This is a genomic window from Pseudomonas sp. MF6751 (assembly GCF_016613265.1).
Classification (GTDB): Bacteria; Pseudomonadota; Gammaproteobacteria; order Pseudomonadales; family Pseudomonadaceae; genus Aquipseudomonas; species Aquipseudomonas fluorescens_BV.
Window position 1 is genome coordinate 19,299 of the sequence record NZ_JAENSV010000028.1, and the last position, 13,188, is coordinate 32,486.

The 13,188-nt window shown below is 60.5% G+C and carries 8 protein-coding genes; all 8 read right to left on the minus strand.

What is annotated here, in order from left to right:
• Positions 1 to 31: 31 nt before the first annotated feature.
• A complete protein-coding gene (locus tag JJD66_RS20080; protein WP_200648852.1) occupies positions 32 to 2,542 on the minus strand; it encodes a fimbria/pilus outer membrane usher protein in 2,511 nt (836 codons plus the stop codon).
• Between the two features lie 85 nt (positions 2,543 to 2,627).
• The gene (locus tag JJD66_RS20085; RefSeq protein WP_105227296.1) at positions 2,628 to 3,368 is read right to left on the minus strand and encodes a fimbrial biogenesis chaperone; all 741 of its coding nucleotides are present in this window, start codon (positions 3,366 to 3,368) and stop codon (positions 2,628 to 2,630) included.
• Positions 3,369 to 3,443: 75 nt separating this feature from the next.
• Positions 3,444 to 4,046 (minus strand): fimbrial protein, encoded by a 603-nt coding sequence (locus tag JJD66_RS20090; RefSeq protein WP_014719104.1) that lies wholly within the window; start codon positions 4,044 to 4,046, stop codon positions 3,444 to 3,446.
• A 198-nt stretch (positions 4,047 to 4,244) separates the two neighbouring features.
• Positions 4,245 to 4,892, minus strand: coding sequence for a response regulator (locus JJD66_RS20095; protein ID WP_054898360.1), 648 nt, complete (start codon positions 4,890 to 4,892; stop codon positions 4,245 to 4,247).
• A gap of 23 nt (positions 4,893 to 4,915) precedes the next feature.
• On the minus strand, positions 4,916 to 8,089 hold the full coding sequence (locus JJD66_RS20100) for a hybrid sensor histidine kinase/response regulator (protein WP_200648853.1): 3,174 nt from the start codon (positions 8,087 to 8,089) through the stop codon (positions 4,916 to 4,918).
• Between the two features lie 70 nt (positions 8,090 to 8,159).
• Entirely contained in the window at positions 8,160 to 9,353 is a 1,194-nt protein-coding gene (locus JJD66_RS20105; RefSeq protein ID WP_003192443.1) for an EAL domain-containing response regulator, read from the minus strand.
• Entirely contained in the window at positions 9,340 to 12,138 is a 2,799-nt protein-coding gene (locus JJD66_RS20110; protein ID WP_200648854.1) for an ATP-binding protein, read from the minus strand. Before JJD66_RS20110 ends, JJD66_RS20105 begins: the two co-directional genes overlap by 14 nt.
• Before the next feature lie 57 nt (positions 12,139 to 12,195).
• The gene (locus JJD66_RS20115) at positions 12,196 to 13,179 is read right to left on the minus strand and encodes a fimbrial protein (protein WP_200648855.1); all 984 of its coding nucleotides are present in this window, start codon (positions 13,177 to 13,179) and stop codon (positions 12,196 to 12,198) included.
• Positions 13,180 to 13,188: the final 9 nt, after the last annotated feature.

Genomic DNA, 13,188 nt, shown 5'->3' on the forward strand with positions numbered 1-13,188 from the left:
GGTCAGCACAGTAGCGCAATTACCCGCACAATCAAGGCGTGCACACCAGTGACTGGCGCTCATAGTTCAGCGCCTTGTTCTGCGGTGGTAACGCATAGGTGGCACGACAATGCTGCTCACCCCACTTGATGATCAGCATGCCCTGATCCTCTTCCACCAGTGCCAAGGCATTGCCATTCGGATCGGCAATCGCCAACTGCTTGCCATTGGCGTCTTCCAGTGAGGCACCAAACGACAGCGGTTGATGCTGGGCATCAAACAACTCAAACAATACGCGACGTCCGCTAGTGCCACTGTAATGCGCCACCACGATTGCGCCACGGCGCGGCACCAGTTGCTGGGTGGCGTTGGTGATTTCCACGTCGCCTCCCAGATCGCGAGTGTCCAGGCTGATCCAGTTGACCCGGTAGGGTTGCGCAGTGGGCACCACCGCATAGCCGTTGTACCCGGTCTCCACCCCGCTGTAGCTGCTGATCTTGGCACCAGAGACGCCTGGTACTTCGGCCAGGGCGAAGGTCTCGCTGACCGTCTGCCCCAGGTTGACGCCACCCGCATGAGCCACCACCGAGCCGGCGAGATTGAAGTTCTGTGAGTTGTAGCCCTGGCCCTGGCTGTAACCGAGGCTGACATCTGCCACGGCGGTGCGACTGTTGACGTTCACCGAGCCTGAGTCGCCGCTGGTGTCACTGTGGCCGGCCTGCACCGAATAGAAAGTGTCGCTGGTATCGGCCACGTAGCCATTGATGCCCGCTTGGGTGGTGGTATCGCCACGTTGGTGGCTGGTGGTGACAAACGCCCGTGGCGCGCGGGCCTGGCTGCCCAGCGGGAAAGACACCGACAGGTTCACCTGCGTGTCGCTGCTCGGCTCGCCCCAGGTGACGATCTGCTTGGTGCGCGTCACGCCAAGGTTGTAGCTCAGGTCGCCCCAGTTGCCGGTGTAGCCCGCGGAAAAGCTCTGGGAGCCGCCCCGATTCCAGTAGCGTTGGTCGCTGGCGTTCACATACAGGCTGCCAAATTCGCTGTTGCGTCCGAGGCTCTGGTTAATGGTCAGATCGGTGCGGGTTTTCGAGTGGCCGGTGCGCACGCGCACGTCTTCGCTGCTGTCTTCCACATGGTCGGTGAGGCTGCGATAGCCCTCGGTGGAGTAGCGATAAGCGGCCAGGGTGAAGTTGGTATCGGTGCCGGCAAAGGTCTTGGCGTACAAGGCGCGTACGCTGCTGCCCTGGGAGGTTCGCCCCTGGGCCTTGCTGGACGAATGGGTGGTATCGAGCGAGAACGCCCCGAACGAGGTGTTCCGCCCGGCACCGATCGACAGCGCGCTGTAGTCTTCACTGGCTTGCAGGCCGACAATCCCGCTGAGGTTGCTGGTCAAACCATAGGCCAGGGTGCCGCTGAGAAAACGTGGGGAGGCCAGGCCATCGGCATTGCTTTTGAACGTGCCCGCCGAGACGCTGTACTTCACCTGGCCTTCGCGCACCATGATCGGCAGGCTGGAGAACGCCTGCATCGTCACCCGCCGCGTACCGTCGGCTTCGATCACAGTGATTTGCAGGTCACCGTTGGAGCCGCTGGGGTAGATATCGTTGATCTCGAACGGGCCTGGCGCGACGTTGGCGGTGTAGAGGATGTAGTCGTTCTGGCGGATTTCCACCGTCGCGTTGGTCTGCGCCACCCCACGGATTACGGGTGCATAGCCGCGCTCGCTGTCGGCGCGCATGCCATCATCAGAGGCGAGCTTTACCCCGCGATAGCGCACGCTGTCGAACAGGTCAGTGTCGGAGAAAATCTCACCGGCGCTGAACTGGCCCTTGATCGCGGTGACGTCATGCTGCAAGTAAGTGCGGTTGCTGGTGAAGGTGTTCGAGCGATCGGTGCCGCCGCTCAGGTTCGACTCGTTGCGCAGGCGCCAGGCCCCCAGGTTGATGCCGTTGCGCAGGCCCAGGTTATTGGCAATGCGGGTTTTATAGTCGCCGGCGGTGCGGCTGCTGTTGAGCTGGTAGTTGATGAAGGCGGCGGGCACACCGTCGTCCCACAACTGTGGGTCGACATACCCGCGCAAGCCACGCTGCATCGCCACCTGCGGGATACTTGCGAGCAGGCGCAGACGGCTGCTGTCGTAGCGCACGCTGGCGTCTTCGATCATGTCGGCAAGGGCGTAGCAGTCCTGCGGCTGCTGCGGGTCAAGTTTGCCCTCGGCCTGCAAACGGTGCAGGTCGATACCCAGTTGCTTGAGCAGGTCGAGGGTCAGGCAGGCTTCTACACGACCGTTTTTCGGGTTGCGCCTGAAATCGATATCGCGTCGGCCCACCAGCATTTCGTTGCTGTACAGGTCGACGCGGTAATTGCCCGGCAGCACGCTGTTGGCCGAGAGCAATTGCTGCAAGTCCACCGGCGACTGCGAGCCTTGCAGGAAGGTGGTGTTGAAGGTTTGCGCAGCGTCATCGGCCATGGTCAGACTGGGCAAGCTGGCAGCAATCGCCAGCGACAGCGTCTTCAACTTCAATACGCCACGTGCGGGCCTGTTGCTGGAAAGAAAAGACATGCGAAGACCTATGACATCCCTGATTGACGGACAGTCGGGCACGCAAACACGCACGCGAAGTGAGCTTGTGAGTTAGCGAAAGTGCTTAGGGGTTAAGTCGCGATTCAGTCGCATACGCCGGTAGCGCAGTGCCGCTAGACAGCGGCGCGCTGTAGTGATTCTGCGCGCCGTAGTCATTGATGCTGGAAAACGACAACCGCACCGGCCCGCTGGCAACTGGAGCACTGAGCGCAAACTGTTTTTGTTCGCCGGGCGCAATCATGGTGGAGTCGCTGGCCACTACCGCCTGCACTTTGATGTCGGCCATGGACACGTGGTACAGCGTCGGGTTTTTCACCTGCAACAGGGTTTGGCTGCCGTGTTTGGCCAGCGTCCATTCAAGCTGTGCAGGGGCTTGCAGCGCGCTGCCGGTAAGGCCGGCAGGGCGGTAAAAAATCTTGATGCGTTGGCGGATGGCCAACTGCAAGGTGTTCTCGGATTCGTTGGCTTTGGGGATTTCCTGCACATTGAGCCACACCACCGACTCGCGGTCCGTGGGCATGCCGGTGCCCTCATACAGAATGCGCAGCAGTTGTTGTTCCTTGGCGAATACCCGTGCCAGTGGCGGGGTGACGGCAAACGGCGCACGGCTGGCGCTGGCGTCGTTCATGTCGACCCAGGATTGAATCAATACATCCTGGTTACCGTTACGCACGGTAATGTTGGCTTCCTTGTGGTCACCGTCAAACACGATACGGGTGGCATTCAATGAAATGCTGGCGGCGGCCTGGGTAGCCATGAGCAAGCCCAGCAGCCCCAGACATGCGGCGATAGAACGAGGCGGCATGAGGGTTATCCGGTGTAATCAGAAGACAATGGCGAGGCCGCAAGGCCTCGCGCGTTCGGTGCCCGGGGCGCCGAATTATTCGTATTGCAGGATGAACGGCAGGGTGGCGTCACCGCGACCGGCGGTCGACGAACCCGCCGCTGCGGTAGTGACGTAGGCGGCCGCGAAGCTCAGGGTGGCGTCGCCGCCTTCAGTACCGGCACCGTGCATGGTGCTTTCAATGCGTGCGGTGCTTGGCGAGCTGAGGTCAATCAGACTGCCCTTGCTGTCCAGCAGGGCAATACCGACGTTTTGTGCAGTGGCCGAACCCGGGTTCAGGGCCAGTACTTTTTTGCCGGTGACCAGGCCGGAACCGCCGTTGTTGGCGTCAAAGATCATGGCGACCTTGGTGCCCTGGTTGCAGTTGACGTTCAGGTTGAAGTCTTTGGCGGTCACACGACCTGCGGTTGGGTTTTCCGCGGTGCCCATGTCCTTGATCGAAACGTTGCCCATGTCCACCGAAATGGTGCGGTCGGAGTTGGCGCCGTCCACCGAGCACGCGTCGTTGTTGATCACGCCGGTGAAGGTGATTTTGCCGCTGCCGCCCAGGGTTGGCGCTGCTGCTTCACCTTCGGCGAATGCACTGCCGGAGGCCGCGATAATGGCCGAGGCGATAACAGCCAGGGAAAACTTCTTCATGATGATGTCCGTAAGGTTTAGTTGGAAAAAAGTGCTGTTGTTGAACTGCGAGCAAAGAGTAGGCGACGAGGCGGTAGGAGCGAATAAGACGATTCTTATAAGCGCTGGGGCGGGCAGGTTATTTGCACGGTTTCAGCAGTGAAGAGCCAGAAAACAAAGGGCGAAGCCATTGTCCAGGAATGGCTTGCAAGTTATGCGTTAGTTGAAGATGTTACGTTCCAGGCAATAAGCAAGAAGGTCCTGGTCGCTGCTCACTTCAAGTTTGCGCATGGCCGATACTTTTTGTGCGCTAATGGTCTTTGAACTTCGGTTCTGGCGGCGCGCAATGTCACTCACACTCATGCCGGAAATAAACAGGCGCAGGATCTCGAACTCTTTGGGTGACAAACTTGTAAAGCGCTCGTCAATTGCCGTGAGGGTCTCTATCACCGAGGTCTTTGGCGGCTCCAGGCTGCGATAGTCGCTGTCTTGGGCGATCGCCTTGAGTGCCAGTTGAATCTCGGTATGCAACTGGCTTTTCTGGATGATGCCGACCACGCCCAGCTCTTGTAGGCGGGTGAGAATCAGGTGGTTGGAGATCATAGTCAGGATCAGGATCTGTACCTGCGGGAAGTGCCGTTTGAGGTACTCCACCAGCTTCAGGCCATCGCCATAAGGCGAGTCGCCCGGCATGTTGTAGTCGGTAATCACGATGTCAGCGCCTTGATGTTGCAACAGCTCGATCAGGCCGGCCGAACACACGGCCTCGCCGACGACTTGAAAGCGCATGTCACGCTCTACCAGTTCGCGAACGCCAAGCAACACGATCGGGTGATCGTCCGCGATTACCACGTTGAATTTTTTCATAAAGGGCCGTCCGTAGTGCCAGTTCAAGTGAGTGAAGAGTGCCCGAGCTGGAGAGTCTCCAGAACGGCCGACAGACGCTGCATCACAGTCTTCACCTTGAGCTCAAGCGTTGTGTCGAGGCTGCCGCGGTTAAGTGCGCTTTCCAGTTCGATGCAGGCCTGGGCCAGGCTGAGCGCCTGCACTGCGCCCAAAGCGCCGGCGATCGAGTGCAGCAGTTGGCCGAGGCCACGGGCATCACGCTGGACCAGGGCCGCGCCGATGCGCTGCATATCCTGCTGCACGCTGCTGATGAACAGCGGGCGCATCTTGTCCGACAGTTGCACGCGGTCGTCGAATACCTGGGCGTCAGGCTCAACCGGCGACTTGACCTTGCACAGTTTGATCAACTGATCGCGCAGGGTTTGCAGGCTCAAGGGCTTGACGATCCAGGCGTTCATGCCCACTGCCAGGCAACGTACGCCTTCCTCGCGCATTGCATTGGCGGTCACGCCGATAATCGGCAAGTGTGGATCATGCTCACGCAAGGTTCTGGCCAGTTCATAGCCATTCATCAACGGCATATTCACGTCGGTCAGCACCAGGTCGAAGGCCTTCGGTTGCCATAACTGCAACGCCTGTTCACCGTTGGCGGCCAGGCTCACCGAGCAACCGAGCGCCTCCAGCTGTTCCTTGATAATCGCCTGGTTGACCGGGTTGTCCTCGGCCACCAGGATGCGCAGCTCTAGCCGCCCGGCGCTTTGTGGCCGGGTCGCCGTGGGTTGCTCGTGCCTGCCGTGCTGCGCCAGTGATACGGTGGCGGCGATGGTGCGTATGTCGTGCATATCCACCACCCAGCCTTGCGCTGTGTGCAGCGGCGGGCTGTGCGCACCGGGCAGGCAGAGCACACGTTGGCCGGCCCATGGCTTGGGGGGCTCGCCGGGTAACAGTTCTACCAGTACCGCGTGGTGACTGTCTTTGTCCTGGGTGGTCGCGGCCAGGGCGGCGGTGATTCCCAAGCGGTTGAGCCAGTCACTCATTGCCTGCGCCAGTTCGCGTACCGGTGCCTGCACATACACCGGCGTCGAGCTGGGCTCGATCAGCGGCAGGTTGGTCAGTGCACCACAACACAGTGGCAAGCGCATTTTCAGGGTAAAGCTGCTGCCCAGCCCGGGCTCGCTGACCACGCGGATTTCGCCGTCCATCATCTGCGCCAGCCACCGGCAAATCGGCAGGCCAAGCCCGGTGCCGCCTTCGCTGGCGGTGTCCGGTGCCTGGTAGAACAGATCGAAGAGCTTGGCCTGCTGCGCCTCGGCAATGCCCACGCCGGAATCGGTGACTTGCCATTCCAGGTCGACATTATTGGCGTCGCTGCCCACCACCCTGGCACGAATCACCACGCACCCAAAGTCGGTGAACTTGATGGCGTTGCTCACCAGGTTATTGAGGACCTGGCGGATGCGCATCGGGTCGCCCATCAGGCAGTTCGGCAACTGCGGGTCGATGCAACTGTAAAGCTGCAACCCCTTGCGCCGGGCGAAGGCGGCGTAGGTGTGCAAGGTATCTTCGAGCATGTCCAGCGGGCAGAAATCCACGGCTTCTATCGCCATTTGCCCGGACTCGATCTTCGAGACATCCAACACATCACTGATCAGTTGGAACAGTGTGGCGGACGAGCGCTGGATGGTGTGCAGGTAGGTTTTCTGGTGCGGGTCGAGGTCGGTCAGGCCGAGCAATTCGAGGGTGCCGAGCACGCCATACAGCGGCGTGCGGATCTCATGGCTCATGGTTGCCAGGAACAGCGTCTTGGCCTCGCTGGCCGCATCGGCGGCATGACGTGCCTCTTCCAGGGCCTGGGCGTCTTCGATGTGCCGGGTGATATCGTTGAATGCATACAGGCGTACGTCTTGAGCCTGATAACGGGTCGACACAAAGCCGATCTGCAGGTGCCGGCCTTCGATCTCCAAGTGCGTCTCACCGCTCTCGGCGCCATCGTGCTTACCGGCCATTGCCTCCACCAGGCGTGAGGTGCCCGGCCATTGCTGGGCGCGCTGGTTCTCGATCAATACCCTGCCATCGCTGCGTCGCACCACGCATAACCCAGTGGGTGCGGTGTCGATGATCACGCGGCTGAACGCCACGCTTTCGGCGATGCGTTCGTGGGCCAGTTGTGCTGGGGTGATCACCTGGCGTCGATACCATCGGCTGCCAGCCCAACCCAGTGTAATCAGGCTGAACAGTACCAACGCCATGGTGCTCAACGGCCACAACGCGGAGTGAAAGAAGTGCGAGTAGTTCAGGCCATAGACCGCGCTCCAGGGCTGGTCGCCGGCCTCGGTGACCTTGAATTCAAAGCCGTCGGCCGTGAAATGCACACCATCGCTGAGCTGCGTCTGATTGGTTGGCCCAATCAACCGGTTGCCGTCAGGGCCAATCAGGGTAAAGCGATCAAACGCCGAGTGATTCAGCGCGCGCTGTACATCGTCGACCTGCGACACGTCGAGCAGGGTGCCGATCACGGCCTGGCCCTGGGCGTCGAGTGGCAGGCCGATGTAGGCCAGCAAATGTTCGGGTTCGGGGCCGGCCTGCCAATACACACGATTCTGCTCCAGCGGCTGCGGCGCCTGTGCAAGGATTTGCTGCACGGCGTTGACCCGGGCCACCGGGTTGTCGGTATCCTCGGGGCTTTCCCGGTGCTGATAGCCCACGGACGGAATGGTGATGGCGTAGTCGGCCTGGCGATTGAGCAGGAAGGTTTGCGGCGCCTCGTACGGCGAGGAGGACCAGAAGGCGCTGTAGTAGCTGGTCAAGTGCGCACCCAGGGCAAAAATCGGCGGCCTCGCGGCGGTGCTGATCTGCTGTTCATCGAACTTGACGCTGAAGGGCACCGAAAACGAATACTTCTGGCCTTCGTACAGCGTGCGACGGTTGTCGACCATGCGGCTTTTGAGGCTGACCTGCACGTTGGTGGCGTGCAGCAGTTCGGCCTGGATGCCGGGGTGTGTCAGGCTCTTGAGGTAGGTTTGCTGTTCTGCGAGGTTTTCCATCAGCCGCGCAAAGTGAAAGCGCATCGCGCTGTAGCGAATTTCGACGCCCCGGTGCAGAGACCAGTAATTGGTCAGCATCAGCAGCAACGCGATTCCCATCAACACCATCAAGCCTTTGTTCAGGCGCAATGAGCTGCGGGTAAAGGCTTCGAGAATCGCGTTATTGTGCTTCATCAGGGGTTTCCGCAGGCGCAGGATAAATCGGCACTGGATGGAGCTTACTCCTTATGATCGTGGCCGCCAGCTAGTGAGATGTCGCGGGGCCATCATTGTTCAGTAGTTGCTGAAATTGGTCCGAAGACACTGCGTGAGAGATCAGGAACCCCTGCACCTGATTGCAGTCGATTTTGCGCAGCAGCGCCAATTGCTGCGGGGTCTCCACGCCCTCGGCAACCACCGTCAGACCCAACTTGCGGCCCAGCGCGATAATGCTCGCCAATGCCTGGGCGATGCCTTCGTTGTCGTGGCTGCCCTGCACCAGCGCCTGGTCGATCTTCAGTTCGGTAAATGGCGTGGACACCAGATTGAGGTAGGAGCTGTAGCCCTTGCCGAAATCATCCTGGGACAAACCGAACCCCTTGATCCGCAATCGGCAGGCGCCGGCGTAGAAATTGCTGATGTCCTGCGGCACCGAACATTCCATCAACTCGAAGCAGATCATTCCCGGGATACCATCGTGGTGCAGCACGAACTCCAGCAAACGGTCGGCCAGGTCATGGCTGTTGAGCAAGTGGGTCGGCAGGTTGATCGACACTGGAATTTCATAGCCGCGCTGGCGCCAGTGTTCCTGGGCGTGGATCGCTTGCTTGAGCACCAGCCACAACAGCCGCTCCTCCAGTTCGAACGCCTTGATTGCCGGCAGGAACGCGGCAGGCAGCATCACGCCTTGTTCGGGGTGCATCCAGCGCACCAGGGCTTCGGCAGCGACGATACGGCCGTTGGCCAGGGATTTTTTCGGCTGGAACCAGGCCTGGAACTGGCCGCTGCTCATGGCCTGCACCAGCGTGTGACGGTCGATGTCCATGTGCTCGGGCAGTTCGGGGGTAGGCGTGCGCACCCTGTTCCTGAGTTGGTTGACCAGGGTGCGCAAGGCCTCGGCGTTCACGGGCTTGGAAATCAGGCCAAGCACTTCCACATCGAGGTTTTTCGCCACTAGGCTGGCCGCCATCAGCATGCGCCTCGACGCCGCACTCATGATTGCCAGCGCCGGCTTGCAGCGCAGGCTGGCCAGGCACTGGATAAACTGCACGCCGTCCATGCCGGGCATCAGCAGGTCGGTCAGTACCAGGTCGAAGTCCCGCTGGCGCAGGCGCTCCAGCGCTTCTTTGCCATCCTCGGCGGTTTCGAGCAGGAAGTCTCCCAACTCGCTGAGCAAGTTCTGCAGGTAGATATGCTGCAGGGGATGGTCCTCGACAATCAGAATACTAAGGGGCTTCATGGGTGATCCGTGCATAAGGCGCCAGGGAGTTGAATAGAGCCCGCAACGCAAAGGGTTTGACCAGGCAATGGTTCATGCCGGCGGCCAGGCACAGGTCGGCCTCGCCGCGCATGGCGTTGGCGGTGGCCCCGATAATCGGCAACGTGCAGCCTTGGCGCCGCAGTTCACGCGCCAGTTCATAGCCGTTGATATGGGGCATGTTCACATCCGTCAACACCACGTCGAAGTTGCCGGCGGTGTGGAGCTGCAACGCTTGCTGACCGTCGGCCGCCAGCTCCACGGTGCAGCCGAGTTCTTCCAGTTGATCACGCAAAATCAGCTGGTTGATGATGTTGTCCTCGGCCACCAGCAGGTGCAGGTTGAGTTTGTTCAGATCCCGCCGGTGCGTTTGCTCATCGGCACGGGCCACCCATAGTCCTTGCGCCTGGCTCACGGCCTGATGAATAGCCCCCAGGTGGTTGAGGTTGACATGCCAGGCGCCGGCGTCGGCTTCTACGCCGGGGCAGGCGTTGCTGCTCACGTGAATCACCGGCCCGGGCCACTCGGGCACCAGCAACGGGTCGACACTGCCGGGGTGCACTTGCAACAGCAGATGTGTGTCCGCCAGCGTCGGCAAGCCGGCCTGGGCCCTGGCGCCCCAACGGCGCAACCAGCCGGCGATGGCGTTTGCCAGTTCCGGGATCGGCGAGGCTACGTAAATGGTCTCGGCCAGCAACGGTGTCATCGGTGGAACAGATGCTTCTTCCAACGGCAGGATCAGGCTGAAACTGCTGCCCAGGCCGAGTTCGCTGACCATGCGGATATTGCCGTTCATCAACTCCGTCAGACGCTGGCAGATAGGCAGGCCCAGGCCGGTGCCGGCGACCACATTGGTATTGCCCTCACTCTGGTAAAACGGCTCGAAGATCATCGCCTGGTCTTCCTGGGCGATACCTTTGCCGGTGTCCGAGACTTGCCACAACAGACTGGAGCGTTCTCCGTCGCGGCCCAGCACTTTGACCCGCAGCACCACGCGCCCATAGTCGGTAAATTTCACCGCGTTGTTGAGCAGGTTATTGAGAATCTGGCGGATGCGCGTTACGTCGCCGATCAGACGTTCCGGCAGCTTGGGATCAAAGCAGGCATACAACTGAAGGCCCTTGGCGTGGGCCGCTGCGGCGTAGCCCTGGATGATTTCATGCACAAGGTCCAGCGCAGAGAACTCGCCCATCTCCAGTGCCAACTGCCCGGCCTCGATCTTCGATACGTCCAGCACATCGCAGATCAGTTGCAGCAAGGTCGACGATGAGCCTTCGATCGCCTGCAAGTAGTCCTTTTGTTGTGCATCCAGTTGCGTGCGCGCCAGTAGTTCCAGGGTGCCGAGCACGCCATACAGCGGTGTACGGATTTCATGGCTCATGGTCGCCAGGAACAGGGTTTTTGCCGCGTTGGCTGCGTCCGCCGATTGCCGCGCCTCTTCCAGCGCCGCCTCGACCTGCTTGCGCGCACTGATGTCACTGAAGGCGCAAAACAGCACGTCTTCGCCTTTGTAGCGGGTGGGTGCACTGCTCAGGTACAGGTGACGGCCATCGATGGTTTCAAAGTAGTCACTGCGCTCGGAAGGTCCGTTGGCAAAGGCTTGCTCGATCCAGCCGGCGCGCAGCGCCTCGCGCTCCGGCCCGTTACCCAGCCATTGCTGGGCCAGGGCGTTTTCCAGTACCACCTGGCCGTCGGTGCGGCGCAGCACGCAGAGGGCCACAGGAGCGGTCTGGATCACATCGCGGCCGAAGGCTTCGCTTTCGATCAGCGCCTGGATGCGATGGATCGACGGAATGATGAAACGCTGGTCGACGCGGCGCATCACCAGCCCGATCAGCGTCAGGCTGAACAGGCAAAGCAACAACGAACCGAGCAGCTGTTTCCACAGGCCAGTGACCACTGCACGCAGGTCGATGGAGTACATCAACTGCCACTCAGAGGACTTCAGGTGTTTGCGAATCACCAGGTGGTCGGGTAGCCAGCCGTTGCCGACAAAACCGAAAAAACTGTCTTCGCCGGGCCTCAGCTGTTGCTGGCTCAACTGTTTATCGGTGCTGTTGGTGAACACCAGCATGCCCTGGGAATTGAGCATCATGAACTCGCCGGCGCTCTGGTCGCTGAGTGTCGAGGAGACTTCACGGCTATCCATCTCCAGGCCGAGCCAGCCGGAGTCGGGGTCGCGTTCGTCCAGGCGGATGAAGATGTACAGGTGCGAGTGCTGTTCAGTCCTGTCGCTCAGCCAAAGTTCGTTAAGTGTGGCCGGGTCGGTGTGCTGCAGGGCCTTGAGGCGATTGAGCATGCATTTGGAAATCGGCAATACCTGCGCGGTGGCGTCGTAAAGGCGCATCACTTGCGGGTTGGGGCCGGCGTTGACATAGAGTAGGTTCAGCTGTTTGGCCTTGAGGTAGTCGCGCATGCGTGCGGTCAGCCAGATGCTCCACTGGTTGCCCGATGTGTCGCCCAATTCCAGGTGCTGTTCTTCGGCCGAGGATGAATAGACCCTGGACTGCTTGCGCACTGCCGACAGGCTCAGGCTTTCGAGCAGGGCTTGGCGGTTGGTGAAAAAGGTATGGGCTTCGGCAATGGCGCTGCTCATGTAGCCGCGGCGCTGGGAGATGTCGTTGTTGAAGGTCGACAGCAAAAAGGTATAGACCCCGCTGAGGATGCCTACCAGCAGCACGCTCGCAAAAATACGAAGCAGCCTTCTGGCTGCTTCGGGTCGGGAGAGGACGGGGTTGATCTGGAGCAGATAACTTTTCAATCGCATCGGCAGACTTTACGTCTGGGCCTTTGCCGGTGGCATAAGACGATCCTTAAAAATCACCTACTTGTAGTACATATCCACCACCACGGCAGCATCGAACGCTCCTGGAATCGGTAGGGTGCGCCACTTGAGGTCGGCGCGGAATTCATCGTGGCTCTGGCCCAGGCCCATCAGTTCTTGCAGCGTGAACCAGTTATTGAAGGGCAGTTGCTGCTGGCTCTCGGCGCGAGATAGCGAGATGCCGACTGAGCTGTTGTTGTCCGGCACCAGCAGGCCATTGTTCACACTGCCGCCGCCCGGCGTGGTGGCGAAGCGTGCGCTGACGGTATAGGGCGTGTCGCAACCCTTGCGCAGGTTCAGGCTGAAGTTTGCGCTGCTGGCGACTTCACCGATCGAGGCTTTGCGCGAAGGTGTGGGGAAGTTGACCACGCTGGGGCTGACGGTCAGTTCGGGAGTGCAAGGCACGAAGCGGATATCGTTCATGCCAGTGACCACATAATTGAAGTTGCTGTTGGGGCGTGAGTTGAGCCCGCGCACGCCGTCCAGTTGGAACACGCGGTAAGAGGTCAGCGTGCTGGCCTGGCCGCTCGGTGGCGTGGGGTCGTACTTCTCGATGAACACGCTGAAATTGAGGGTGAAGCGCGCCTTGTCCCAGCCCACGCAGTTGGACAAATTGCAGCCTCGGTCGGAGAAAAAACCGGTACCGACCTTGCCGGTACTTTGGGTAATCGGTTGGTTGTTGTAGCGAATGCCCACGCGAATCCCGGTGCCGATACTCACGCTGGCGGGGTTGACGTAGAAATACACTTCCTCACGGCCGTGGAGGTAGTCGTCCTTGCAGATGACATTGGTCGAGCGCGGGCCTGATTCCCAAATGATAGTGCCGTTAGGTGCGTCGGCGGCGACCGCCAGCGCCGTACCCAGCGCTTCCTGGGTGATGATCGAGTTGGTGCCGTCCTCGCGGCAGGCCAGTGCGTGGCTGGTGGCGGGCAAGACCGCGCAGGCCAACACCAGAAGCGGTAAACAGCGTTTGGTCAGTGACATCGGTTCAAA

Bases quoted from the DNA above. Each gene is read 5' to 3' on its own strand.
- JJD66_RS20080 (WP_200648852.1), bottom strand. From the start codon at position 2,542: ATGTCTTTTCTTTCCAGCAACAGGCCCGCACGTGGCGTATTGAAGTTG.
- JJD66_RS20085 (WP_105227296.1), bottom strand. From the start codon at position 3,368: ATGCCGCCTCGTTCTATCGCCGCATGTCTGGGGCTGCTGGGCTTGCTC.
- JJD66_RS20090 (WP_014719104.1), bottom strand. From the start codon at position 4,046: ATGAAGAAGTTTTCCCTGGCTGTTATCGCCTCGGCCATTATCGCGGCC.
- JJD66_RS20095 (WP_054898360.1), bottom strand. From the start codon at position 4,892: ATGAAAAAATTCAACGTGGTAATCGCGGACGATCACCCGATCGTGTTG.
- JJD66_RS20100 (WP_200648853.1), bottom strand. From the start codon at position 8,089: ATGAAGCACAATAACGCGATTCTCGAAGCCTTTACCCGCAGCTCATTG.
- JJD66_RS20105 (WP_003192443.1), bottom strand. From the start codon at position 9,353: ATGAAGCCCCTTAGTATTCTGATTGTCGAGGACCATCCCCTGCAGCAT.
- JJD66_RS20110 (WP_200648854.1), bottom strand. From the start codon at position 12,138: ATGCGATTGAAAAGTTATCTGCTCCAGATCAACCCCGTCCTCTCCCGA.
- JJD66_RS20115 (WP_200648855.1), bottom strand. From the start codon at position 13,179: ATGTCACTGACCAAACGCTGTTTACCGCTTCTGGTGTTGGCCTGCGCG.